The organism is Martinezella tropici, assembly GCF_008370325.1.
In the GTDB taxonomy this organism is placed as follows: domain Bacteria; phylum Pseudomonadota; class Alphaproteobacteria; order Rhizobiales; family Rhizobiaceae; genus Rhizobium; species Rhizobium tropici_B.
The window spans coordinates 722,760-748,134 of sequence record NZ_VNIP01000006.1; the positions used below are offsets into that span (position 1 = coordinate 722,760).

The 25,375-nt window shown below is 59.1% G+C and carries 20 protein-coding genes; 15 read left to right on the plus strand and 5 right to left on the minus strand.

What is annotated here, in order from left to right:
- Positions 1-57: 57 nt before the first annotated feature.
- Positions 58-975 carry a KPN_02809 family neutral zinc metallopeptidase gene (ypfJ, locus tag FP026_RS11900; RefSeq protein WP_149634814.1) on the plus strand — a complete coding sequence of 306 codons (918 nt, stop codon included), beginning with the start codon at positions 58-60 and terminating at the stop codon, positions 973-975.
- Positions 976-1,026: 51 nt separating this feature from the next.
- Here the strand turns inward: ypfJ and FP026_RS11905 are convergent, their stop codons facing one another.
- Entirely contained in the window at positions 1,027-2,019 is a 993-nt protein-coding gene (locus FP026_RS11905) for an aldo/keto reductase (protein ID WP_149634815.1), read from the minus strand.
- A 120-nt stretch (positions 2,020-2,139) separates the two neighbouring features.
- Here FP026_RS11905 and FP026_RS11910 point away from each other — a divergent pair, with 120 nt between their 5' ends.
- The 4 genes from FP026_RS11910 to FP026_RS11925 all read left to right on the plus strand — a co-directional run bounded on the left by FP026_RS11910 (position 2,140) and on the right by FP026_RS11925 (position 6,672).
- Positions 2,140-3,051 (plus strand): LysR family transcriptional regulator, encoded by a 912-nt coding sequence (locus FP026_RS11910; RefSeq protein ID WP_149634816.1) that lies wholly within the window; start codon positions 2,140-2,142, stop codon positions 3,049-3,051.
- 159 nt (positions 3,052-3,210) lie between these two features.
- Positions 3,211-4,467, plus strand: a complete 1,257-nt coding sequence (locus FP026_RS11915; RefSeq protein WP_149634817.1) for a TCR/Tet family MFS transporter — start codon at positions 3,211-3,213, stop codon at positions 4,465-4,467.
- A 148-nt stretch (positions 4,468-4,615) separates the two neighbouring features.
- Positions 4,616-6,013 (plus strand): MATE family efflux transporter, encoded by a 1,398-nt coding sequence (locus tag FP026_RS11920; RefSeq protein ID WP_149634818.1) that lies wholly within the window; start codon positions 4,616-4,618, stop codon positions 6,011-6,013.
- Positions 6,014-6,099: 86 nt separating this feature from the next.
- Entirely contained in the window at positions 6,100-6,672 is a 573-nt protein-coding gene (locus tag FP026_RS11925) for an EVE domain-containing protein (protein ID WP_149634819.1), read from the plus strand.
- A 219-nt stretch (positions 6,673-6,891) separates the two neighbouring features.
- Here the strand turns inward: FP026_RS11925 and carA are convergent, their stop codons facing one another.
- Positions 6,892-8,100 (minus strand): glutamine-hydrolyzing carbamoyl-phosphate synthase small subunit, encoded by a 1,209-nt coding sequence (gene carA, locus FP026_RS11930; RefSeq protein ID WP_149634973.1) that lies wholly within the window; start codon positions 8,098-8,100, stop codon positions 6,892-6,894.
- A gap of 298 nt (positions 8,101-8,398) precedes the next feature.
- Here carA and FP026_RS11935 point away from each other — a divergent pair, with 298 nt between their 5' ends.
- The gene (locus tag FP026_RS11935) at positions 8,399-8,851 is read left to right on the plus strand and encodes a GatB/YqeY domain-containing protein (RefSeq protein ID WP_149634820.1); all 453 of its coding nucleotides are present in this window, start codon (positions 8,399-8,401) and stop codon (positions 8,849-8,851) included.
- Here FP026_RS11935 and FP026_RS11940 read toward each other — a convergent pair.
- Positions 8,826-9,596 carry a hypothetical protein gene (locus tag FP026_RS11940; RefSeq protein WP_246665313.1) on the minus strand — a complete coding sequence of 257 codons (771 nt, stop codon included), beginning with the start codon at positions 9,594-9,596 and terminating at the stop codon, positions 8,826-8,828. The genes FP026_RS11935 and FP026_RS11940 overlap by 26 nt on opposite strands.
- 488 nt (positions 9,597-10,084) lie before the next feature.
- Entirely contained in the window at positions 10,085-10,318 is a 234-nt protein-coding gene (locus FP026_RS11945; RefSeq protein WP_149634822.1) for a hypothetical protein, read from the minus strand.
- Positions 10,319-10,887: 569 nt separating this feature from the next.
- Here FP026_RS11945 and dnaG point away from each other — a divergent pair.
- Entirely contained in the window at positions 10,888-12,876 is a 1,989-nt protein-coding gene (gene dnaG / locus FP026_RS11950; RefSeq protein WP_149634823.1) for a DNA primase, read from the plus strand.
- Positions 12,877-12,883: 7 nt separating this feature from the next.
- Complete coding sequence (gene recQ / locus FP026_RS11955) at positions 12,884-14,764, plus strand: DNA helicase RecQ (RefSeq protein WP_149634824.1); 1,881 nt, start codon at positions 12,884-12,886, stop codon at positions 14,762-14,764.
- A gap of 39 nt (positions 14,765-14,803) precedes the next feature.
- On the opposite strand, the gene FP026_RS11960 is transcribed toward recQ, so the two are convergent.
- Complete coding sequence (locus FP026_RS11960; protein WP_149634825.1) at positions 14,804-15,574, minus strand: SDR family oxidoreductase; 771 nt, start codon at positions 15,572-15,574, stop codon at positions 14,804-14,806.
- 263 nt (positions 15,575-15,837) lie between these two features.
- Between FP026_RS11960 and FP026_RS11965 the strand changes: the two genes are divergently transcribed.
- The 7 genes from FP026_RS11965 to FP026_RS11995 all read left to right on the plus strand — a co-directional run bounded on the left by FP026_RS11965 (position 15,838) and on the right by FP026_RS11995 (position 25,305).
- Entirely contained in the window at positions 15,838-17,025 is a 1,188-nt protein-coding gene (locus tag FP026_RS11965; protein ID WP_149634826.1) for a glycine C-acetyltransferase, read from the plus strand.
- Positions 17,026-17,046: 21 nt separating this feature from the next.
- Positions 17,047-18,084 (plus strand): L-threonine 3-dehydrogenase, encoded by a 1,038-nt coding sequence (tdh, locus tag FP026_RS11970; RefSeq protein ID WP_113388895.1) that lies wholly within the window; start codon positions 17,047-17,049, stop codon positions 18,082-18,084.
- A 450-nt stretch (positions 18,085-18,534) separates the two neighbouring features.
- Entirely contained in the window at positions 18,535-20,595 is a 2,061-nt protein-coding gene (gene rpoD, locus FP026_RS11975; protein WP_149634827.1) for an RNA polymerase sigma factor RpoD, read from the plus strand.
- Positions 20,596-20,682: 87 nt separating this feature from the next.
- Positions 20,683-21,483 (plus strand): APH(3')-II family aminoglycoside O-phosphotransferase, encoded by an 801-nt coding sequence (locus tag FP026_RS11980; protein ID WP_188112553.1) that lies wholly within the window; start codon positions 20,683-20,685, stop codon positions 21,481-21,483.
- Positions 21,484-21,719: 236 nt separating this feature from the next.
- Positions 21,720-23,279, plus strand: a complete 1,560-nt coding sequence (locus FP026_RS11985; protein ID WP_149634829.1) for a DUF930 domain-containing protein — start codon at positions 21,720-21,722, stop codon at positions 23,277-23,279.
- A gap of 135 nt (positions 23,280-23,414) precedes the next feature.
- Positions 23,415-24,392: a DMT family transporter gene (locus FP026_RS11990; protein WP_149634830.1), complete on the plus strand. Its 978-nt coding sequence runs from the start codon at positions 23,415-23,417 to the stop codon at positions 24,390-24,392.
- A gap of 106 nt (positions 24,393-24,498) precedes the next feature.
- Positions 24,499-25,305, plus strand: coding sequence for an AraC family transcriptional regulator (locus FP026_RS11995; protein WP_149634831.1), 807 nt, complete (start codon positions 24,499-24,501; stop codon positions 25,303-25,305).
- The last annotated feature ends 70 nt before the right edge of the window (positions 25,306-25,375 follow it).

Sequence of the window (25,375 nt, forward strand, 5' to 3'; positions counted from 1 at the left end):
CTGGATATATAAATGCCTCAAGGGACTTTGATTTTAGGCATCGCCAGGAGGTGTGCTATGGATTGGAAGGGGCGTCGGCAATCCGACAATATCGAGGACGAACGCGGCTCATCGCCCATGGGCGGCGGTGGCGGCGGCTTCCGGTTCCCCGGCGGTGGGATCGGCGGCGGCGGCCTGAGTTTCCGCACCATTATTGTGCTGATCGTTATCTTCCTGATCCTCAGAGCCATGGGCGTCGACGTCATCGGCTTGCTGCAGCAGAGCGGCATGCTGGAGGGCGGCGGTTCCGGATATCAGCAGAGCACCTCCAGCAACAGCGGCGGGGCTCAGCCGGCCAATGACGAGATGAAGCAATTCGTTGCGACTGTTCTTGCCGATACGGAAGACACCTGGACCGGCATCTTCAAGTCGATGGGCCAGACCTATACCGATCCAAAGCTTGTCCTGTTTTCCGGCAGCTTCCCTTCGGCTTGCGGTCAGGCTTCGGCGGCCACCGGTCCCTTCTATTGCCCGAGCGACCAGAAGGTCTATCTCGACATGGCCTTCTTCAAACAGATGAAGGACCAGTTCGGCGCATCCGGCGATTTCGCGCAAGCCTATGTGATCGCGCATGAAGTCGGCCACCATGTTCAGGATCTGCTCGGCATCCTGCCGAAATTCAATCAGGCACGCCGCAACATGAGCGAAGCGGATGCGAACAAGATGTCGGTGCGGATCGAGCTGCAGGCCGATTGCTTTGCCGGCATCTGGGGCAAGTTCACGCAGCAGAAGGGCATATTGCAGGCTGGCGATCTCGAAGAGGCCTTGAACGCCGCGCAGCAGATCGGCGACGATACGCTGCAGAAGCGCACCCAGGGTTATGTCGTTCCCGACAGCTTCAACCACGGCACCTCGGCGCAGCGTATGAAGTGGTTCAAGCAGGGCTTTGATTCCGGCAAGCTCAGCGATTGCGATACGCTGAACAATCCCGTCTGAATTCGCTTGCCCGCTCCCGGTATATCGGGAGCGGGCAAGCCCTTCGGTTCATCACTTCTCGCTGTCGAGATGTGCCAGCTGCGCTTCGGGGTAGCGGCCGCCGGCGGCGGCGTCCTTAGGGATCACGCGCTCGATCGCAGCCATATCGATATCCGATAATCCGACTGAAAGTGCTCCCAAGGCTTCCGTGAGGCGGTCGCGGCGGCGGGCGCCGATGACCGGCACAATCTCCTTGCCCCGTGCTGCGACCCAGGCGATCGCAATCTGGGCGACGCTGACGCCCTTCGCCTCGGCGATTTCTCGCAGGGCTTCCACGAGCTCCAGGTTCTTTTCCACGTTTCCCGTCTGGAAACGCGGGCTCAAGGTGCGGAAATCGCCTTTCTGCGCACCGTCTTTCTGCCAATGACCGCTGATGAGGCCGCGGGAGAGAACGCCATATGCGGTAATGCCGATACCGAGTTCGAGGCAAGTCGGCAGGATCTTGTCTTCGATGCCGCGCGAGATCAGCGAATATTCGATCTGCAGGTCGACGATCGGATGAACGGCGGCGGCACGGCGGATCGTGTCTGCACCGACTTCCGACAGGCCGATATGCCTGATGTAACCGGCCTTGATGAGATCTGCCATCGCGCCGATCTGGTCTTCGATCGGCACATTGGGGTCGAGGCGGGCAGGGCGATAGATGTCGATGTGGTCGACGCCGAGACGCTGCAGCGAATAGGCGAGAAAATTCCTGATTGCCGCCGGTCGGGCATCGTAGCCGAGCCAGCCGCCGGTGGGATCACGCAAGGCGCCGAACTTGACGCTCAGCAGGAAATCATCTCGCCTCCGCCCTTTGATAGCTTCGCCGATCAGCATCTCATTGTGGCCCATGCCGTAGAAATCGCCCGTGTCAAGCAGGTTGATCCCGGCATCGAGCGCGGCATGGATGGTGGCGATGCTCTCGGCCCGGTCGGATGGGCCATACATGCCCGACATTCCCATGCAGCCGAGACCGAGCGCCGATACCTGCGGTCCGGTTTTTCCCAATTGACGCTTTTCCATCGTTATTCTCCTTGCTCGAAGGCACGTCCTCATTCCAGAGGTCTCTATTAGTGTTTTACTCCGCTGCTCTCTGTGCGATAATCCGGGTAAATCGAAACGGGCTGTTTGGAATTTCGCACAATGGATGATTTGCCGCTGGCCGATCTGGTTGCCTTCACCGCTGTTGCCCGCGAGCGCAGCTTTCGCGAAGCGGCACGAAAACGTAGCGTCTCTGCGTCGTCGCTGAGCGAAGCGGTGCGACGGCTGGAGGAGAGGCTGGCGGTGCGCCTGCTCAACCGTACCACTCGAAGCGTAACGCCGACGGAGGCGGGGGAGCGATTGATGGAGCGCCTGACGCCCGCCATGAGCGAGATCGCCGTTGCGCTCGATGATATCAACAGCTTTCGCGACAGCGTAGGGGGAATCTTGCGGCTGAATGTGCCGACCGTCGCCGCCATGGTCGTCATGCCCGACATCATCAGCCGTTTCCTGAAGGAATATCCGGCGATATCAGTCGAAATCGTCGCCGAAGACAGTTTCATCGATGTGGTGGCGGCCGGTTACGATGCCGGCATCCGCTACGACGAGAGACTGGAAAAAGACATGATCGCCGTGCCGATCGGGCCGCGACAGCAACATTATGTCACAGCGGCTGCCCCCGCCTATCTGGCTGCAAACGGCACGCCACAGCATCCGCGCGACATACTCGAGCATCGCTGCATCCGTCATCGTTTCCTAAGCGGCTCGGTGGTGCCCTGGGAGTTCGAACGGAATGGGGAGACGATCTTCATTGCGCCGCCGATGGTCGTCGCGACAAATTCGATCGACATCGAGTGCAGCGCGGCCGCGGCCGGACTCGGCATCATCAGAACCTTTCGGGAGTTCCTTGCGCCACAGATTGCCAGCGGAGAACTGGTCCCCATCCTCGAGGAGTGGGATACGGTCTTTTCCGGTCCGTTTCTCTATTATGCGAGCCGCCGGCACATGCCTGCACCGCTTCGGGCATTCGTCGACTTTCTGAACCGCGAGCAGCGTCGCGGTCGCGACGGTTAGTCGCTTTTGTGCCGATGATCAAAAAAAGCGGTCAATAAATCAATAAGATTGAAGCGTTCACGGATTGTTTCTACCAAAATCTTTATGTATGGGAATGCTCCGGTTTTTCGTTCACGTTCTGTCTCTTTCATGGAGGCGGGGCCGCCAGAAGGCATCTCCATGATCGACCAGAAATTCGCTCGTCGAGGTCTGTTCCTCGTCTTCCTTATCCTCTTCCTCGACGTCATCGGCATTGCAATCATCATGCCGGTCATGCCGAAATATCTGGAAGAGCTGACGGGTGCGTCGGTCAGTGCGGCGGCGACGGAAGGCGGCTGGCTGCTGCTCGCCTATGCCGCCATGCAGTTCCTGTTTTCGCCCTTGATCGGCAATCTGAGCGATCGCTTCGGCCGTCGGCCGCTGCTGCTGGCCTCCGTGCTGACATTCGCGATCGACAATTTCATCTGCGCGATTGCCGGCACCTACTGGATGCTGTTCGTCGGCCGCATCCTCGCCGGCATCAGCGGCGCGAGCTTCTCCACTTGTTCGGCCTATATCGCCGATATCAGCAATGACAAGAACCGCGCGAAGAATTTCGGCCTGATCGGCATGGCTTTCGGCGTTGGCTTCGTGCTCGGCCCGGTCATCGGCGGCTTCCTTGGCGAGTTCGGTCCGCGCGTACCTTTCTATGGCGCTGCGGCGCTGGCGTTCCTGAATTTCGTGGGTGCCTATTTCCTTCTGCCAGAAACGCTGGATGCAAAGCATCGCCGGCCCTTCGAGATCACACGGGCCAATCCGTTCGGGGCTCTCAGGCAGATGCGGCGCTATCACGGCATTGGCTGGGTCTGCGTCGTCATGTTCCTGAACTGGCTGGCGCATGGTGTCTATCCGGCCGTATGGGCTTTCGTCACCTCCTATCGCTATAACTGGAGCGAAGGACAGATCGGCTTGTCGCTCGCTGTTTATGGGATCGGTGCCGCGATCGCCATGGGCCTGGTGCTGCCGCGGCTGGTGCCCGTGCTTGGTGAGTGGAAGACGGCGCTGCTCGGGCTGATGTTCTCCTGCCTCGGCCTGGTGGGCTATGCCTTCGCATGGCAGGGATGGATGGTGTATGCGGTCGTCGTTCTGACCGTCATCGAAAACGTGGCGGATGCGCCCTTGCGATCGATTGCCGCCAGCAAGGTGCCACCCTCCGCGCAGGGCGAACTGCAAGGTGCGCTCGGCAGTCTCACGAGCATCACCGCCATCGTCGGACCCGTGCTGTTCCCCTATTTGTTCCAATACTATACCGCGCCGACGGCGCCGGTGATCTTTGCAGGCGCGCCCTTCATCATGGGCGCAATCCTGGTCGCGACGGCGCTGATCGTGCTTTTGACCAAGGTCCGCAAGACAGAGCCGAAAGTGGTTGCCCAGTCGCAGGCGGGTGAAGCGGCCTAAAAAATCATCAGATATTTTGATGCCATGATGAATTCTTTAGCATTATAGGTTTGTCGGCTGGCTTTTTAACGCCGATTGCGATAAGTCGACAGGCTTGCGCACCCTTGGGTAGGGCGGTTCGCGCGACCCTAGCAATCGAGTTTTCGTAATGGATATGCCGGTAACTGCGCGCCCGTCCGCGCATGACAATGATAATTCGTGGTCGGCGCATGTTCGCGCTACGCTTGCGCTGGGCATTCCTTTGATCGGTGCGCAGTTGGCGCAGCTCGGCATCAACACCACGGACGTTATGATCGTCGGTCGGCTCGGTGCCGAGCAGCTGGCGGCAATGGTGCTGTCCGCGCAGTTTCTCTTCACGATTCTGATTTTCGGTTCGGGCTTCTCCATCGCCGTCGTGCCGCTGGTGGCGCAGGCCTACGGTAAAGGCGACGTTTCCTCGGTACGCCGTGCGCTGCGCATGGGTCTTTGGGTCGTGACGGCTTACTGGGTAATAGTGCAACCCGCCTTTTTCTATTCCGAGCAAATTCTTCTGGCGGCGGGACAGAAGCCCGATGTTGCGAAACTGGCCAGCGGCTATATCGATATCGGTCACTTCGCCTTGCTGCCGGGGCTGCTCTATAACGTCATTCGTGCGCTGGTGAGCGCTATCGGCCGTGCCGGCATCATCCTCAAGGTCACCATCGCCATGTTGGTGATGAACGCCGTGCTGGCCTACATTCTGGTGCTCGGTCATTTCGGCTTGCCGGCCATGGGACTGCATGGTGCGGCTATCGTTTCCGTTGCTGTGCAGACCGCTGGGTTCCTCTTCATCGTTGCTTATGTTCAGAGCCACGAGGACACGCGCCGGTATGAGATTTTCGTCCGGTTCTGGCGGCCCGACTGGCACGCTTTATGGGATGTCATTCGACTCGGCTTTCCGATCAGCGTCACGGTTTTGGCCGAAGTCAGCCTGTTCACCGCTGCATCGCTGCTGATGGGCCAGATCGGTACGATCGAGCTAGCCGCTCACGGTATCGCTTTGCAGTGGGCCTCGATCGCCTTCATGATTCCGCTCGGTCTCAGCCAGGCGGCGACCGTGCGGGTGGGTGTTGCGCACGGCCAGGGCGATCATCTCGGCCTGAAGCGTGCGGCAATCGTGGTGCTTATCGTTTCGAGCTGCATTGCGCTCTGCGGCAGCATCCTGTTCGCGACCGCGCCATCCTGGCTGGGAAGCTGGTTCCTTGACGTCACGTCGGCCGACGCGCCGAAGGTGCTTGCCTATGCGGCGCCGCTGATTGTCGTGGCCGGCCTGTTCCAGCTTGTCGATGGGCTGCAGGCGATTGCCAGCGGTCTGTTGCGCGGGCTGAAGGACGCGCGCGTGCCGATGATTTTGGCGCTGATCGCCTATTGGCCGATCGGCTTCTTCCTCGCCTGGCTGCTGGCGTTTCGGTTCGGCTTGGGCGGCATCGGCATATGGTTCGGCTTCCTGCTCGGTCTTGCCTCCGCGGCGGCGATGCTGTGCGCGCGCTTCTACATGCTCGTGCGCTCCGAGAAGGCTGCCAACTGATAGCGGATCTCGGATCGAGAGACTGCTGACAAAAATTGACGGCATGATCGTCTATAGTCATCTCATACCAATCACGGGAGATGACCATGACATTCAACGCAAGCGATCGTATCGATGCCGCGCCTTTCCCGCGGGAAGATTCCTTTGATCAGGGCAAGATGGTTCGTCTTTTCCCATCTGCCAACGAGTCTCGCCGGCGGCCGGAGCCGGGGCAGAAATCCTATTGGCTAGCGGTGGCAAGTGCCGAGCACGTACGCATTGGGCGCAAGCATGGTTTCATGCAGGTGAACCACGGCAAGCGAGCTCCCTTGATGCGCATCAAGCCGGGTGACGGCATCGTCTACTACTCCCCATCCGTCAAAATGGGCGAGAGGGACGGCTTTCAGAGCTTTACCGCCATCGGTTTTGTCCGTGAGGGCGAGCCTTACCTTGGCGAGATGGGCTGCGGAAAGGCCTACCGCAAGGATGTGGACTGGCTGGACGCGCCCGAACAGCCGCTTCGCCCTCTGCTGGGTTGGCTCGATTTCACCCAGGACAAGAATTGGGGCTATAAGCTGAGATTTGGCCTCATTGAATTCGGACAATCCGATTTCGAGTTCCTCGAGGAAATCCTGATGAGCGAGCTTGAAGTGGTCAAGCAGCGCCGTCTGCAGGCGTGAGTTCAGGAAATCGAGCCGATGTGACGAAAAGACCTCCCAACTTGACGCACAAAGAGAAAAGCCCCGGATTGATTATCAATCCGGGGCTTTTCTCATGTGATTAGAGCAATTCCAGGAAAAGTGCGGAGCGGTTTTCCGTCCGGAATGCATAAGGAAACGAGGAGATAGAGCGTTTTCGCGATTCGAAGAAGAGCGGAATGCTCGAGGCGGTCGACGCTATCAGGCGCGCTCTGCCAAGGCGGGTTCGCCCTTCTTTTCGCGCACCAGATTGACGAAGCGGCGGAAAAGGTAATGGCTGTCCTGCGGACCGGGAGAGGCTTCCGGGTGATGCTGCACGGAGAAGACCGGCTTCCCCGCGACGCGCAGGCCGCAATTGCTGCCATCGAAGAGCGAAACGTGAGTCTCCTCAATGCCTTCCGGCAGCGACTTCGAGTCGACTGCGAAGCCGTGGTTCATGGAGACGATCTCGACCTTGCCTGTGGTATGGTCCTTGACCGGATGGTTGGCGCCGTGATGGCCTTGATGCATCTTCGCGGTCTTGGCACCGAGCGCCAAACCGAGCATCTGATGGCCGAGGCAGATGCCGAAGAGCGGGATCTCCGCCTTCAGCAGATCCTTGATGACCGGAACGGCATATTCGCCTGTTGCCGCCGGATCGCCGGGGCCGTTGGAGAGGAAGATGCCATCCGGATTGAGGCCGAGGACTTCATCCGTCGAAGCGGTCGCCGGCAAGACCGTGACCTTGCAATCGAGGCCGGCAAACAGGCGCAGAATGTTGCGCTTGACGCCGTAGTCGAGGCAGACGATGTGATATTTGGCGTCATCGGCGCCGAGTTCGCCGTAGCCTTCGTTCCAGACCCAGGGCGTCTGCGACCATTGCGAGGACTGTCCGGAAGAGGCGACCTTGGCGAGGTCGAGACCTTCAAGGCCGCTCCAGGCCTTGGCGTCCGCCTTCAATTGTTCGATATCGAAGACACCGTTCGGATCGTGGGCGATCACGCCGTTCGGCATGCCGTTCTCGCGGATCCAGGCGGTGAGCGCGCGGGTGTCGATGCCACAGAGACCGATGATGCCGCGCGCTTTCAGCCACTGGTCCAGGTGCTTGGCGGCGCGATAGTTCGAGGGATCGGTAATGTCGGCCTTGAAGATGACGCCGACGGCACCGTGGCGGGCAGCGGGTGTCAAATCTTCGATATCTTCGTCGTTCGTGCCGACATTGCCGATATGCGGGAAGGTGAAGGTGACGATCTGGCCGAGGTAGGAGGGATCGGTCAGGATCTCTTCGTAACCCGTCAGCGCCGTGTTGAAGCAGACTTCGGCCTGGACCTTGCCGGTCGCGCCGATGCCCTTGCCTTCGATCACGGTGCCATCGGCAAGAACGAGGAGAGCGGTCGGCTTTTCAGTGGTCCATGGGGCTGTGGCGGTCATAGTCATCCCGTTTCCGGCGTCGAGCGCGGTCTTGAAGAGACCGGCGTTCCGCCATGTTTGTAGCAAGGTACAGCCGGCGACGCGCGTCACGGCTTGAGATCTTCCTATCGATCTAATGTGCAGGTGATGGACATAGCTAAACAAGGCGAGCCGGTCAATGCGCGCTTTTGCTTTCCCATCAAGGAATTCGGGCTCTCGGGCGCAATTGCATTGATCGACACTGTTGGTCTAAGAGACAACAACATGACATAAGTGGCCGGGACGATCGTCGCCGGCCTGCTTCAAGGAGTTAAAAGACATGATCCGCGAAACCCTTTCCAACGCCCAGAAGGACGCCATGAAGGCCAGGGATACGGCGAGGCTTTCGACCGTTCGTCTCATCCTTGCAGCCATCAAGGATAAGGATATCGCCAATCGCGGCCTCGGCAAGGAGCAGGCGAGCGAGGATGAAATCCTGCAGCTGCTCGCCAAGATGATCAAGCAGCGCGAGGAATCGGTGAAGATCTATATCGACGGCGGTCGTCCGGAGCTGGCCGACAAGGAGCGAGAGGAAATCGCCGTCATCCAGGGTTTCATGCCCGAGCAGCTTTCCGAAGAAAAAGTGCGCGAGATCTGCGTCGCGATCGTTGCGGAACTCGGCGCGCAGGGCCTGAAGGACATGGGCAAGTGCGTGGCCGCCCTGCGCGAGCGCTATGCTGGTCAGATGGATTTCGCCAAGGCCTCTGCTATCTTGAAGGAACTGCTAAAGTAAAACTCTGCTTCGCCCTCGGCATGCCGGCCCGCCGCAGGCCGAGGGTGTTTTGCCAGGCGGCGTCTATGATGGCGAATTTTCCCGCCTGATAATTGCAATATTCCTGGATGAAGCAGTTGGACAGCCAGAGCTGGCTCCGCCCCGAAGGTCCGGTCCATCCGACGCTTTGCATCTTTATGGCCTTGTTCATGAGCCGTTTTGCGTTGGTTCGGGAGATGAGGAAGCGGCTGCAGAGGTCGGTAAAGGCAACCCGCCCGATGATCGCTTTCTGCGTTGTCGGATTGATCATCCCGACGCGGGAGATCAAGTAGTCCATGATGATGCCGCCCGAATTTGCCCAGGTGAACAGATTAAACGTTTCTCCCGGACGGCGCAGGTCGTCACTTTCGATGATGCCGGCGGAGATTTCGGGCTGCAGCAGGCGGATGAGTTCCGGTTGTTTGCCAAACAGAGCGTTGCGTTTGCCGCCATCCAATCGATCCAGCACGGAAAGATGAATGCTGACCCATTTCGCAAGCTGCTTTGCTGCCGCTTCCGTGGGCTGCATCGGCCGTGCCCGCCGATCGGCAGCGACGGGCAGATAGCGCAGGAAGCCGAGCGCCAGCATCTCCTGAATGAAACTGAGCGCAGTATTGTAGCTGGCGATCTCATGCTCGACGATATAACGGGCAAAACGGCTGGCATGTATGCCGGGCGGCTCGCCGTCGATGCCGCCGCAATAGAGGCCAAAGCCTGCGAGCGCCATCAACCAGCGCTGCTGCGAAGCAAAAACAGAGCATACACGCTGATTTTCATCATAAGTGGATATAATTTCTCGAGTATAGCTGAGGATTTCCGTGAAAAAATCAGGGTCTTGAGCAAGTTCCTTTGCGGATAAAGACATGTAGCCGTCTCCGTTGAACTGAGCAAAATTCTAAAATGTCTGAGTAGATAATCATTAAGATCGCATATGCGCAGATAATGAAAGATATCCATCGAGATTGTTGCGTCAAGATACTCACGCATGCGGAACCAGAATGTTTCCGCAACGCATGTTCATTGCTTTTGTTTCGTGAAATTGGAGATGGCTAGAAAATAGAGAAGGCAGGAGCTGGGGGAGCTCCTGCCTTCTTGCGCTTTGCAGGCGTTTGATGACGCAGGGTGGGGCCCAAAAATCAAACGTCTTTTGCAAAGGCACTCAGGTGGGGCGGCGCCGGGGGTAGGGATGGTGCCCCACCTGAGTATCTGGTGAACTTATCTGAGGATCCTGACTTCCTGGGGCAAGGCCAGTGCCTGCGATGGCAGTCCGGACATTTGAATCTTTACGCCTACCGTGAGGGCAGGGACTTTCATATCCGCCGGCAACTGATACCCCGCGCCGGCGTAGAGCACATTCTTGTCGTGAGCGCCGCCGGTCATCGTGGCCGAGCTGTAGGTAGCTGTGGCGAAGACGGCTGCGGCTGCCAAGGGTACGATCAGAATGCGCATTTCCTCTCCTAAACTGAAAGCCCTGTACCTGTTGGCTTCCCGTTCGTCGGGGCGTCTCGGCATGTCGTGTCGCGAAGCAGTTACTTCGCCGGCTTGTCTCGCCCTGTGGGAAGAACGCTATTGCGCAGCACATCAACAATCAAATTACAAAAAAATAATGTTTGGCTTACGAACAATGCCGTAAATGCGCCGCCGGAGAGTGTCGCCTATTTGCAGCTCTTTTGCATCCATTGATTGTCCACAGTGTGGATTTTGCTTGCGCGTATCGACTTCAGGCTGTGCAAGTCTTTGCTTTTTCGCATATTTTCGTGCACCAATCAGTTACTCAGTTGCTCACCGAGAGGTCGACTTTCCCCTGCGGAGGAAACAATTGCGTTATCTTCTGCGGGTCGAAGGCGGCATTTGGGGCGGCCGGAGATAAGGCAAAACCGGACGTCACTTCACGGAGTTGTGATCGCGAGGGCAGCAAGGCAATCGCCGGTAAAGGCCTGTGAATACCGTGTGTGGATATCCAGGCGGCGTGGCAATGCCTCTCATTCCTGTTTATATGGGACAAGCCAGAGGTAGCCATGCGATTTTCCAATACGTTTCTCGACGAGATTCGCGACCGCGTCTTGATTTCGGACGTGATCGGTCGTCGTGTGACGTGGGATCGACGCAAGACCAATGTGCCGCGCGGGGATTATTGGGCATGCTGCCCTTTTCATGGCGAGAAATCGCCGAGCTTCCACTGTGAGGATCGCAAGGGGCGCTATCATTGTTTCGGCTGCGGTGTCACGGGCGACCATTTTCGTTTTCTCACCGAGCTGGAGGGTTTGAGCTTTCCGGAGGCGGTACAGCAGATTGCCGATATGGCCGGTGTTCCCATGCCGGTCGCCGATCCGATGGAGGCGAAGCGCGAGAAGGAACGCACGTCGCTGCTCGACGTCATGGAGATGGCGACCCAGTTTTTCCAGGATCAGCTGCAGACAGCCAATGGCGCACGGGCGCGGGCCTATCTGCGCGATCGCGGCCTCAGTGGCCGGACCATTGAGACCTTCCGCCTCGGATATTCGCCCGATAGCCGCAACGCGCTGAAAGAACATCTCGCCGGCAAGGGCGTGCTGAAGGAACAAATGGAGGCCTGCGGCCTTGTCGTGCACGAGAACGTGCCGGTCTCGTATGATCGTTTTCGCGACCGCATCATGTTTCCGATTCTCTCTTCCAGAGAAAAGGTGATTGCCTTTGGCGGCCGCGCCATGTCGCCCGACGCGCCGGCAAAATACTTGAACTCCAACGAGACCGAGCTCTTTCACAAGGGCAATGTACTCTACAATTTCACGCGCGCCCGCCGTGCGGCACAGGGTGCCGATGGCGCCGGCACCATCATTGCCGTCGAAGGCTATATGGATGTCATCGCGCTGCATCAGGCCGGCGTCGAGAATGCGGTTGCGCCACTGGGAACAGCCTTGACGGAAAGCCAGCTCGATCTTCTCTGGAAGATGACGCCGGAGCCGGTCCTTTGCTTCGATGGCGATGGCGCCGGCATTCGCGCCGCCAATCGCGCCGCCGATCTGGCGCTGCCGCATATCAAGCCAAACCGCACCGTGCGCTTTGCGCTGCTGCCCGATGGCAAGGATCCCGACGATCTCGTCCGACATGACGGGCGGGCGCCCTTCGACAAGGTACTGGCGCAGGCAAAGCCACTGGCCGATCTGATATGGTCGAGGGAAGCCGGCAGCGGCACGTTCGAAACGCCGGAAGCGCGGGCGGAGCTGGAAGCGCGGCTGCGGCGCATCGTCTCCGTCATCACGGACGAGGATGTCCGCCGTCACTATCAGCAGAACATGCGTGAGCGGCTGAATGGGTTGTTTCAGCCGCAATTCCAACGGAACAGTGGCCAGCAGGCGCGCAGCTTCTCGCGCGATGGCAACGGCCGCTCCTTCGGCGGTCGCGGCGGGCAGGCGCGCGGCGCTCCCTCAATGCCGACGACTGCATCCGATCGTCTGGCTCGCTCGGCCATGATCAAGGGACATCAGGACATTCCGAGTCTTCGCGAAAGCGTGCTCGCCTTGACCATCGTCAATCATCCGCCGCTGTTGCAGGACGAGTATGACGAGATTGCCGCGATCGATTACGAGAGCCGCGAATTGCAGCGCCTGTGGTCGGCGGTTCTCGGGATCGCTGCGGCCATGGTCGGGCCGCAGTTCGTCCGCGAGCGATTGATCGAGCAATTGGAGGAGCAAGGCTTCGGCACCTTGCTAAAGGGCCTCGACCAGCAGGTCCGCAATGCCCGACTGTGGACGGCGACCGAGGAGGCCGCCATGGAAGACGCGCGCGAAGGCTACCGCCAGGCGCTTGCGCTTCACAAGCGTTCCAAGGCGCTCCGCTGGCACAAGATCGAATTGCAGGGCGCGATTGCCGAGGCAACGGAAGACGGCGACGGCGAGCTGATCGAGCAGCTGATGCGCGCCTTGCAGGAAGTTCAGCTCGAAGCGATAAGGTTGGAAAATCAGGAGGCGATCATCGATGGCTTCGGCGTGCTTTCCGGCCGCGTCAAAGGTGCAGCCGGAAAATAGGGAATAGATGCCACAGCCTGAAAGACAAGAGCCGCGATTTTCCGCAGACGACGTATTGTTCGGCGATCGCATCGATGCGCCCGCGCCGCTCGATGTCCTGAAGCACGTCTACGGTTATTCCGCCTTTCGCGGCAAGCAGCAGCAGGTCGTCGAACATGTCGTGTCCGGTGGCGATGCGGTCGTGCTGTTTCCAACCGGAGCCGGTAAATCGCTGTGTTTCCAGATCCCCGCGCTTTGCCGCGATGGTGTCGGCATCGTCGTTTCACCTTTGATCGCTCTGATGCGGGATCAGGTGGAGGCGATGAAGCAGCTCGGCATCCGCGCTGCCGCCTTGAATTCCTCCCTGTCGCGCGAGGAGGCGAGCGAAGTCTATAGGGCCATTTCCGCGGGCAAGCTCGATCTGCTTTACGTGACGCCGGAACGCATCGCGACGGAAGGTTTCTGCCAGATGCTCGGCAAAGCCAGGATCGCGCTTTTTGCGATCGACGAGGCGCATTGCGTCTCGCAATGGGGGCATGATTTCAGGCCGGAATATCGTGATCTCGGCAGGCTTGCCGAACTCTTTCCCGGCGTGCCGCGCATCGCGCTGACGGCAACGGCCGATCCGCATACACGCGACGACATTATCGAGCGGCTGGCTCTCGACGATGCCAAGGTCTTCACCACCAGCTTCGATCGTCCGAACATTGCCTACGAGATTGTCGAGCGCGATCAGCCACGCCAGCAATTGCTTCGCTTCCTCGATGGCCATCGCGGCGACAGCGGCATTGTCTATTGCCTCTCGCGCGCCAAGGTCGAGGATACGGCCGCGTGGCTGAACGGGCAGGGCGTTCGCGCGCTTCCCTATCACGCCGGCATGGACCGAGCGCTTCGCGACGCCAACCAGGATGCATTTCTGAAAGAGGAAGACCTGTGCCTGGTGGCGACTGTCGCCTTCGGCATGGGCATCGACAAACCGAATGTGCGCTATGTCGCCCATCTCGATCTGCCGGGTTCGGTCGAGGCGTACTATCAGGAGACAGGCCGCGCCGGGCGCGATGGCCTGCCCTCGAATGTCTGGATGGCCTATGGCATGGCCGATGTCATCCAGCGGCGGCGAATGATCGACGAGGGCGCCGCATCCGAGGAGATCAAGCGTGTCGAGCGGGCAAAGCTCAATGCGCTTCTTGCCATTTGCGAAACGGCAGGATGCCGGCGGCAGTCCATCCTCGCGCATTTCGGGGAGGCCCATGGCGGAGGTTGCGACAATTGCGATACCTGCCTCAAGCCGGTGGAAACCTGGGACGGCACAGAGACGGCGATCAAGGCGCTGGCGGCGGTCTATCGTACCGGCGAACGCTTCGGCACCGGCCATGTCATCGACGTGCTGATGGGTACGGTCAATGAGAAGACCGAACGTTTCGGCCATGTCGATATGCCCGTTTTCGGCGCTGGAAAGGATATTCCCGCCCGCACCTGGCAATCGATTTTCCGGCAATTATTGGCGAACGGCTTTGTCAGCATCGACCATACCGCCTTCGGCGCCATGAAGCTTGAGGAGCAGGCCAGGGCGGTGTTCAAGCGCGAGCAGCAGGTTTTCTTCCGCAAGGATCGGCCCGAGACCGGCCGTCGCGGCAAGAAGGCGGGACGATCGGAGAAGCCGGCGCATGGCCTCACCGGCGAGGCGCAGGTCCTGTTCGATGCATTGCGTGCCGAGCGTACCCGGATCGCCAAGGAATTGGGCGTGCCGCCCTATGTCGTCTTTCCGGATACGACCCTGATCGCCTTTGCGACGGAGCGACCGAAGAACCACAAGGCGCTTCTCGGGATTTCCGGTGTCGGCCAGTCGAAGCTCGAACGCTACGGGGATGCGTTCCTCGCTGTCATCGCGGATGCAGCCGGACGGTGATATCTTTCGGCCACATCGGAAATCATTGAAGTCTTACCGCTACATGCGCACGGTCATCCCGCCATCAACGGTCAGGACATGGCCGTTGACGAAAGAGGCGGCGTCGCTGGCGAGGAACAGCGCAGCACCCGCAATCTCGTCGGGCCGTCCCCAGCGCTGAACGGGGATGCGTTGGCGTACGAAGGGGATCAGCTCTTCATTCGCCACCATGGCCGCATTCGTTTCCGTTGCGAACCAGCCCGGGGCGATGGCATTGCTGGTGATGCCATGCGGGCCAAACTCCACGGCCATGCCGCGCATGAGGCCGGTCAACCCTTGCTTGGCAGCGGGGTAGACGCAGTCGCTGGGCATGACGACCTGCCCACTGATCGAGGTGACCGAGATAAGCCGCCCATGATTGTTTTGCTTCATCAGGCGGGCGGCATCGCGCGAGAGCATGATCGAGGCGGCGAGATCCGTGTTGAGCAAAGCGAGGATCGCCTCGTCGTCGAAGTCGGCCAGGGAGCGCCTGTCGCGGGCGCCGACATTATTGATCAATATGTCGAGCCGGCCGTGATTTTTCTCGATGGTGCTGATCGCCGCGCGCTGTGCTTCGCGGTCGGCAATGTCGAAAGCAGCGGCTTCGGCGGAGCCGCCAGTTGCCTGAATAGCTTCCACAGCATTGTCCAATGTGGCGGTCGTGCGTCCATTGACGATGACATGCGCTCCCGCGTCGGCAAGTGCCTTCGCCATTTCAAAGCCTAGGCCGCGTCCGCCGCCCGTGACAAGAGCGACCCGTCCCTCGAGGGAAAATCTGTGAAGTAAGCTCATGGATTTCACCTTATCATACAATGACGATCGATCTGCCGTATGATAATGGACTCAGTCAAGTAATTTTTGCAATGTCGATCGACGAGGACGAGCCGGGAAGTTGCCCGTGTCCAGCTCATTTCGACAGATAATATCGAACCCGCATCCTATCGCGCGGACGCCACGGCGTTGCGCATTTTTGCCGCTGCTGGATGCAGCAAGAGGCTCAGTCCTATGTTATTTCTTGGTTCGTTAGGCACTGTGACCAGCATTGGAATGTGGCAATGACCTTAGAATTCCTTTCACATCTGCGCAGCGAACTTGCCGGCTTGAAAGAAGCCGGGCTCTTTAAGGCCGAACGCGTCATCACGTCAAAGCAAGCCGGTGAAATCGCTGTCCTTGGCGGTGCGCGCGTCCTCAATTTCTGCGCCAACAACTATCTCGGCCTGGCGGACAATGAGGAGCTTGCCGAGGCGGCAAAGCAGGCGCTCGACCGCTATGGATACGGCATGGCCTCGGTGCGCTTCATTTGCGGTACGCAGGAAGAGCACAAGCAGCTCGAAGCACGGATTTCGACCTTTCTCGGCATGGAAGCGACGATCCTCTATTCCTCTTGCTTCGATGCCAATGGCGGGCTGTTCGAGACGCTATTGTCCGAGGAGGATGCCATCATCTCGGATGCGCTTAATCACGCCTCGATCATCGATGGCGTCCGGCTTTCCAAGGCCAAACGCTTCCGTTACGCCAACAACGACATGGCAGCACTTGAGGAGGAGCTGAAGAAGGCCGAGGGGAGCCGCTTCAAGCTGATTGCGACCGACGGTGTATTTTCCATGGACGGCATCATCGCCAATCTCGGCGGCGTCTGCGACCTGGCGGAGAAATATGGTGCGATGGTCATGGTCGATGACAGCCACGCGGTCGGCTTTGTCGGCGCGCATGGCCGCGGTTCTGCCGAATATTGCGGCGTCGAGGGGCGCGTCGACATCATCACCGGTACGCTCGGCAAGGCGCTTGGCGGCGCTTCCGGCGGTTATACTTCCGCCAGAGGCGAGATCGTCGAGTGGTTGCGGCAGCGCTCGCGCCCTTATCTGTTCTCCAACACCTTGGCGCCCGTCATCGCCGCAGCCTCGCTGAAGGTCTTCGATCTGATCGAAAACGGCGGCGAGCTGAGGGCTCGGCTCCGGGGCAATGCCGAACTCTTCCGCAGCGAGATGACAAAGCTCGGCTTCACGCTCGCCGGCGCCGATCACGCGATCATCCCCGTCATGCTCGGCGATGCGAAGCTCGCACAGGACATGGCGGCGCTGATGCTGAAGAAGGGCGTCTATGTCATCGGCTTTTCCTTCCCCGTCGTGCCCAAGGGCCAGGCGCGCATCCGCACGCAGATGTCGGCCGCCCATTCGAAAGCTGATGTCGAAAGAGCGATCGCGGCCTTCGCGGAAGCGGGCAAAGAACTCGGAATCATTTGAATTGGTTGGAGAGAGCCGATCATGTCGAACATGATGAAAGCGTTGGTCAAATCCAAGCCGGAAGTCGGGTTGTGGATGGAGCATGTTCCGGTTCCCGAGGTCGGGCCGAACGATGTTCTCATTCGGGTCAAGAAATCGGCGATCTGCGGCACGGATGTTCATATTTGGAACTGGGACCAATGGGCGCAGAAGACCATTCCCGTGCCGATGGTCGTCGGGCATGAATTCTGCGGCGAGATTGCCGAGATCGGTTCTGCCGTCACGAAATATCACGTCGGCGAGCGCGTTTCCGGCGAGGGGCACATTGTCTGCGGCAAGTGTCGCAACTGCCGGGCGGGCAGGGGGCATCTCTGTCGCAACACGCTCGGCGTCGGCGTCAATCGCCCCGGCTCCTTTGGCGAGTTCGTCTGCATTCCCGAATCGAACGTCGTGCCGATTCCCGACGATATCCCGGATGAGATCGCCGCGATCTTCGATCCGTTCGGCAATGCGGTCCACACCGCGCTCTCCTTCGACCTGGTCGGCGAGGACGTGCTCGTCACCGGCGCCGGACCGATCGGCATCATGGGGGCGATGGTCGCCAAGCGTTCGGGCGCGCGCAAGGTCGTCATCACCGACATCAATCCGACCCGGCTGGCGCTCGCCCGCAAGGTCGGCATCGATCACGTCGTTGATGCTTCCAAGGAAAACCTCGCCGATGTGATGAAATCGATCGGCATGACTGAAGGCTTCGACGTTGGCCTGGAAATGTCGGGCGCCGCTCCCGCCTTCCGCGACATGATCGACAAGATGAACAATGGCGGTAAAATCGCTATTCTCGGCATTGCGCCAGCCGGTTTCGAGATCGACTGGAACAAGGTCATCTTCAAAATGTTGAATCTGAAGGGCATCTATGGTCGCGAGATGTTCGAGACCTGGTACAAGATGATCGCCTTCGTGCAGGGCGGTCTCGATGTATCGCCGGTCATCACCCATCGTATAGGCATCGATGATTTTCGAGATGGCTTCGAAGCCATGCGTTCAGGCAATTCCGGCAAGGTTGTAATGGACTGGAATTGATGCCATTTGAACACACTTCCGGCGGCGGCAATACCTGCCGATGCCGGAAATGTGAGGCTTTGTTCAGTATGCTCTTGTCATCGTGCGGGGACTTCCTAAATACGGGAAGCAATTGATTGTGGCGCGCCAGGGCCTGTGGATAAGGCTTTTTCGCACATTAAACGGGCTTTTTTGTTGGAAAAGCTTGACGAGAACTAAAATTCTGGGAATCACCGTTTAACTTCGGAAAGAACGGTAAACTGGAGCAAGCGGATCACCTGATATCATGGCCGGAAATCCAAACGCAATCCAGCTTTGCACTCCGGTGGCGGTGATCGTGGTTAATCGGGCATTAAAGGTCATTCCGTTAGGTGTTCGTCGGTGAATCGCGGCTGGTGCAGGGCGCGCCAGTCAGAGTGAATGTTTCACCGCGTGTAAGTTTGCAGCGTCAGGGAAAGCGACGATATAGAGATGGCAACCAAGGTCAAAGAGAACGAAGAAGCTGAAGTCGAACGCGACGGCACCTCGGACGGCCCGCTTCTCGATCTTTCCGATGACGCGGTCAAGAAGATGATCAAGGCCGCGAAGAAGCGCGGCTACGTGACGATGGACGAGCTCAACGCCGTCCTGCCGTCCGAAGAGGTGACGTCCGAGCAGATCGAAGACACGATGGCCATGCTTTCGGACATGGGCATCAACGTCATCGAGGACGAGGATGTCGAAGAAGCTGGCGCCGCAACGAGCGACGACGACGATGCCGGCGGCGACGACGACAGCGAGGGCGGTGAACTCGCCCCTTCGACTGGTTCCGCGCTGGCCACCGCCAAGAAGAAAGAGCCGACCGACCGCACAGACGACCCGGTGCGCATGTATCTGCGCGAAATGGGCTCCGTCGAGCTTCTGTCGCGCGAAGGCGAAATCGCGATTGCCAAGCGCATCGAGGCTGGCCGCGAAACCATGATCGGCGGTCTCTGTGAGAGCCCGTTGACGTTCCAGGCGCTCATTATCTGGCGCGACGAACTCAACGAAGGCACGACGCTGCTGCGCGAGATCATCGATCTCGAAACCACCTATTCCGGGCCTGAGGCCAAGGCTGCGCCGCAGTTCCAGAGCCCCGAGAAGATCGAGGCTGACCGCAAGGCTGCCGAAGAGAAGGAAAAGGCACGCCGCGGCCGCGCGCCCTCAGGCGACGACGACATCACCAATGTCGGCGGCGAAGGCCTCCCGATCGAGGAGGAGGAAGAGGACGAGGACGAATCCAACCTTTCTCTCGCCGCGATGGAAGCCGAGCTTCGTCCGCAGGTGATGACGACGCTCGATATCATTGCCGAAACCTACAAGAAGCTGCGCAAGCTGCAGGATCAGCAGGTCGAACAGCGTCTGTCGGCTTCCGGCACGCTGTCTTCCGCGCAGGAGCGCCGCTACAAGGAACTCAAGGATGAGCTGGTCAAGTCGGTCAAGTCTCTGTCGCTGAACCAGAACCGCATCGACGCTCTCGTCGAGCAGCTCTATGACATCAACAAGCGCCTCGTGCAGAACGAAGGCCGCTTGCTGCGTCTTGCTGAATCCTATGGCGTCAAGCGCGACAGCTTCCTGGAACAGTATCAGGGCGCCGAGCTCGATCCGAACTGGATGAAGTCGATCGGCAATCTGGCCGCGCGCGGCTGGAAGGAATTCGCCAAGGCCGAGAACACCACCATTCGGGATATCCGTCAGGAGATCCAGAACCTTGCGACCGAAACCGGTATTTCGATCTCGGAATTCCGCCGCATCGTTCACATGGTGCAGAAGGGTGAGCGCGAAGCGCGCATCGCCAAGAAGGAAATGGTCGAAGCCAACCTGCGCCTCGTCATCTCCATCGCGAAGAAGTACACCAACCGAGGCCTGCAGTTCCTCGACCTCATTCAGGAAGGCAATATCGGCCTGATGAAGGCGGTGGATAAGTTCGAATATCGCCGCGGCTACAAGTTCTCGACCTACGCCACATGGTGGATTCGTCAGGCGATCACCCGCTCGATCGCCGACCAGGCGCGCACCATCCGCATTCCGGTGCACATGATCGAAACGATCAACAAGATCGTCCGCACGTCGCGCCAGATGCTGCACGAAATCGGCCGGGAGCCGACGCCGGAAGAACTGGCCGAAAAGCTCGCCATGCCGCTCGAAAAGGTGCGCAAGGTGCTGAAGATCGCCAAGGAGCCGATCTCGCTCGAAACGCCTGTCGGTGACGAAGAAGATTCGCATCTCGGCGATTTCATCGAGGACAAGAATGCGCTTCTGCCGATCGACGCCGCCATCCAGGCAAACCTGCGCGAAACGACGACCCGCGTTCTGGCATCGCTGACGCCGCGCGAAGAACGCGTGCTGCGCATGCGCTTCGGCATCGGCATGAACACGGACCACACGCTCGAAGAAGTGGGCCAGCAGTTCTCGGTCACGCGCGAACGTATCCGCCAGATCGAGGCCAAGGCCCTGCGCAAGCTCAAGCATCCGAGCCGCAGCCGCAAGCTCAGAAGCTTCCTCGACAGCTGAGTTGCATTGGCAGCTTATGAAATCAGGCCCGGTTCGCGAAAGTGAGCCGGGCTTTTCATTGATGATATAGGCATCAAGGGTCTGATCATGGCAAGCAAGCCGCAATTCATGGAAACACCCATCCCAATGCGGCTACGCGATGCGTTGGCTGGATATGAATGGCGGCAGGATGCGCTCGGCCGTTCCTCGGCCCATGTCTTTCGGCTTGAGGCCGATGGACGCGCGCCTGTCTATCTGAAGACCGAGCTGGTCGATCCCTTGGGCGAGCTGACAGATGAAGTTGCCCGGCTGCGATGGCTCGCCTCCCAGGGTCTTGCCTGCCCGGACGTCATTGCCCATGAGAGCGACGGCGAGCGGGAATGGCTTTTGATGAGCGCGCTCCCAGGCAGCGATCTCGTCAGCGAGGAACTGACGCCGCCAGTCGAACGCGTGCGTCTTCTGGCGAATGCTTTGCGGCGTTTGCATGCCATCGACATCGCTGCCTGCCCCTTCGATCATCGACTGGAGAACAGAATTGAAACGGCAAGAGCGCGCTTGCTTGCCGGCCATGTCGATGAAGATGACTTCGACGAGACCCGGCTGGGAAGGTCGGCGGAGGATCTTTTCCGTGAGCTTGAGGCCAAGAGACCGTCAACAGAGGATTTCGTCGTCACCCATGGCGATGCCTGCCTTCCGAACTTCATGGCCGATGGCGATAGATTCAGCGGTTTTATCGATTGCGGCCGTCTCGGTATTGCGGATCGTCATCAGGATATTGCGCTTGTCTGTGGCAGCATCGAATACAATTTCGGGGAAGAATTGGTTGCCGAGTTTTTGAAGGTCTATGGCAATTTTGAACCGAAAGCCGAAAAGATGGCTTACTATCGGCTATTGGACGAATTCTTCTAACGGTGGATGCGCAGGCTTTCGCGCTATGCGATCACACAGGTTTGTTTTTGCGCCATTGCGGATCGCGCGGCGGCCTGACAAGTTCGATTTCGACAGATGCCTCTTTCGCGGCGCGTGGTCGGGTACCATATGTCAGCGACCGAAAAGTCTTCTGATCTGTTTGCCAGTAAGGATCGAATGAATCGATGCGTTGTTTTCGCCTGATTGCTTTCGCTTCGCGAGCCTTCCGCTGAACGATGGAAAAGGCTGCGGAAAAACGGGATAGGGAAATAAGGCCGGGCTTTGTCCTGTCGATCCTTCTGCACGTCCTGTTTGTCGCGATTTTTCTGCTGCCGCTGCTGCCTGCACCGCCGGAGGCGAAGCCCGAGCAGAGCGTCAATGTCGAGCTGGTGCCGCAGCAGGAGGAAAAGCAGGAGCTTGCGACGAAGGCGAACGAGAAGCCTGATCAGCCTCCGAAGCCGATGCCGAAACCTGACGAGAAGCCGGCGGAGCAGGCGGCCGAAACCCAACAGGAGCCGCAGCAGCCGCAGGGAAAGAAAGCGGACGAACAGCCGCCAAAACAATCCGATCCTCAGGGCAAGGAAGCTGCGGAAAAGCCTCCAGCCAAACTCGACGAAGCGAAGGCCGACAAGCCGGTGGAGCAGGTGGAGAAGCCTGCACCCAAGCCTGACGATCCCGGCGCTGACAAGCCCGTCGATAAGGCTGAGCAGCAGGCTTCGGCTACGGAGACGCCGCCCGAAGCAAAGGAAAAACCTCTCGAACCGAGGCCGTCGGATCCTGATCCCAAGCAAAAGGGGGCTAATTCCGAGGACGAAGATCTGAATAAAGAGGATTCGTCTTCGGCATCTAAAGTGGAGAACGCAACTCTATCGCCTAAAATAAATGATAGCCAACCGCTGAAGGAATCTCAGACATCTGCCGCTGCTGGCGACAAAGATTCGCCAGTTGCCGCGCAAGCGACCGAGAATCCTACAACTTCGGAGTCTGAGATTCCGCAGTCGACTACAGCCGATTCCAACTCTCAACTGCAAAATTCTGAGCCTTCGGAACGAGGCGAGCCCAATGAATCGGGTATGGGTTCCTTAAACTCCGACCAGCCAAGCCAGTCGGCATCTATATCTACACCGCAAGTGCTTGCCACAGATTCGTCGTCGGACACTAAAGTTGATCCATCCGATGAGCTTCAGTCCAGGAAGGATGCCGCAAACGTGACTGTTCCAGGCGTCATGGCATCCGGACAACCGAAAACGGGCGAGGCGAAAAATTCGCCCGGCAACTCGCCAACGGAGGGTGGCACAGGGCTCGTGATCGAGCCAACGCTGGAGCAACGCGGGCAGACCTCTCCGTCCAAGCCCACAGAGGGAGAGCAAAAGGCGAGCGCCGCTGCGTCTCCAAAAGCGGGTTTCGCCGCTTCTGCCGGGCAGTTTGTTCAAGCCAAGCGATTGTACTCAGCGGATGAGCTTTCTCGACTTCCAAAGGGCTTTTTAGCGCAATGGAAGCAACTTTCCGCACAAATGCGGATAAGTCAACTTTGCAACTCCGAGGGTGCGGCTCAACTTAACGCCGCTGGGTTACATATACTGCGTTTTGGTTTGCCGCATTCTTCCGAGAGCCGAAGCGCCAGCCGGAGTATAGAGACGGACAAGGCGGTGTATCGAACGTCCGATGGCTATCACTATGTTGGGGTGAAATGTAACGTCGATAGCGGTGCGATGAAAGTGGTATCCTTTGCGTATCGCCTTGGCGCCCCCATACCACAAGATCAATGGAAAAACCTCAATCTTCCAACGAACTAATCCGCCAAGCAGCTTATCTGATGTGTCTGAAACAATAGTTTATTCCCAGCCAATCGAAATTCAGCTCATTTCATCATATAATTGCCTGTATCTACCTGATTCAGTGTCCTCCCATCGCACTTTCCAACGATTCCGATGTCCTCGATTACAGTCGATTCCAGTTCCGCGGCCGCTGGCCGCTCCACCCTGCGTGGTGTCCTTGTGGCATTCGCGTCCTATGGCGTCTTCGCCTTCAGCGATGCCTCGATCAAAATCCTGCATGGGGTCATTCCTTCCTATCAGGTCGCCTTCATCGGCGCGCTGTTCGGCTTTGCCGCGGTGCCTTTCCTGAAGCGGCGGGAGGACGAGTGGCTTGACATAGTGCGGACGTCGAACCGTCCCTTGTGGCTGCTGCGCTTCGTCTGCGGCGCGACCGGCGCCATCTGCTCCGTCATCGCCTTCACCAAGCTGCCGATGGCGGAAGCCTTTGCACTGCTGTTTCTGCTGCCGTCTTTCGTCACCATTCTCTCGGTGATCTTTCTCAAGGAAGATGTGCGCTGGCAGCGCTGGACGGCCGTCATTCTCGGTTTTGTAGGCGTATTGATCGTTTTGCGTCCCGGTTTCCGCGAACTTTCCGTCGGCCATCTCTGCGCGGCGATCGGCGGCCTCGCCGCAGCAATCTCCATCGTCATCAATCGCGCCCTCGGCACGAAGGAGAAGCGCATCTCGCTCTATGGTGCAGGCCTTTTCGGAACGTTTATCGTCAGCGGCCTCCTCATGCTTTCGGAGGTCACCTTACCGACGCCGACCCAATGGATTTTTCTGGCGAGTTACGGCCTGCTTGGCGCGTTCGGTAGCGTCTTGCTTTTGACCGCCGCGCAGATGGCGCCCGCCAATCTGGTCGCGCCGCCGCAATATAGTCAGATGCTGTGGGCGATCGCCTTCGGCTACCTGCTGTTCAACGACAGCATCGACATGGCGATGGCCGTCGGCATCGTCCTCATCATCTTTTCCGGCCTGCTGACACTGGCGCGAGAGCGCAAGCGCGGCACGCCGCTGCCGACCGCGGTTGCCGGCAACACGCAGGCGGCACTGGTGACGGCGGAAGACGACAGGGCGGCCGGAGGCGCTTGAACCTTGCTTCCCGATCGCGGGCGCGCGACATTACCGTCTAAAAGCGATGCTGGGCGCCGCTGCCATCGCTGGCGCAGCGATATTGGCGGGATAGGAGACGGTGCGGATGAGGTCCTCTCAGTTTAAGATATATCGCTCCGATGTCGCCGGCATCGAGGCTGTCAGGGCTGAAACGGACCACAGCTTTCCCAAGCATACGCATGATCAGTTCGGAATCGGCATTATCGAGGCCGGCGCACAGGCATCGCTCAGCGGGCGAGGGATGGTACGGGCCGAAGCCGGGGACGTCATCAGCGTCAACCCGAACGAGGTGCATGACGGCATGCCCGTCGGCGAGAGCCGCGCCTGGTCCATGCTTTATTTCGATCCTCTCCTCATCGGCGATCTGATGCGCGACATCGGGGAAGGCCGGTTTGGAGCGGCGGAGTTCCCGTCGCCCGTCATCCGCAACAGCGAGATGGCTGCATGTTTCAAAACCTTGTTTCCGCTCGTCATAAGCAACGCACCGCAGGACGTGCTCTTGCGGGATGGTTTGCTGCTCTTGCTCGTCGCTGCCGTGATGCGCGAGGGGACAGGCGGCTCGCGTGACGCCGCAGTTCCAGCGGCCATCAGCCGGGCGCGTGATCTGATCGATGACGATCCTGCCGCTCCTTTGACCCTTGCCGAACTCGCCGGCTTGTGCGGGTTGAGTCACTTCCAATTCCTGCGCGCCTTCACCAACGCAACCGGGCTCACACCTCACGCCTATCTCCTGCAACGTCGGATTCAGGAAGCCCGGCGTTTGATTGCCGCGGGCACGTCCCTGGCAGAAGCGGCCTTTGCCAGCGGCTTTGCCGATCAGAGTCACATGACGCGCCTTTTCGTCCGCAACTTCGGCCTTTCGCCAGGTGCCTATGCCGCGGCTATTGGCTGAGACCTCCGCAATTTTATTCAAGACCTGATAGTGACGACGGGGTTTTCTGCGGCGCCAAGCAAAAATATGC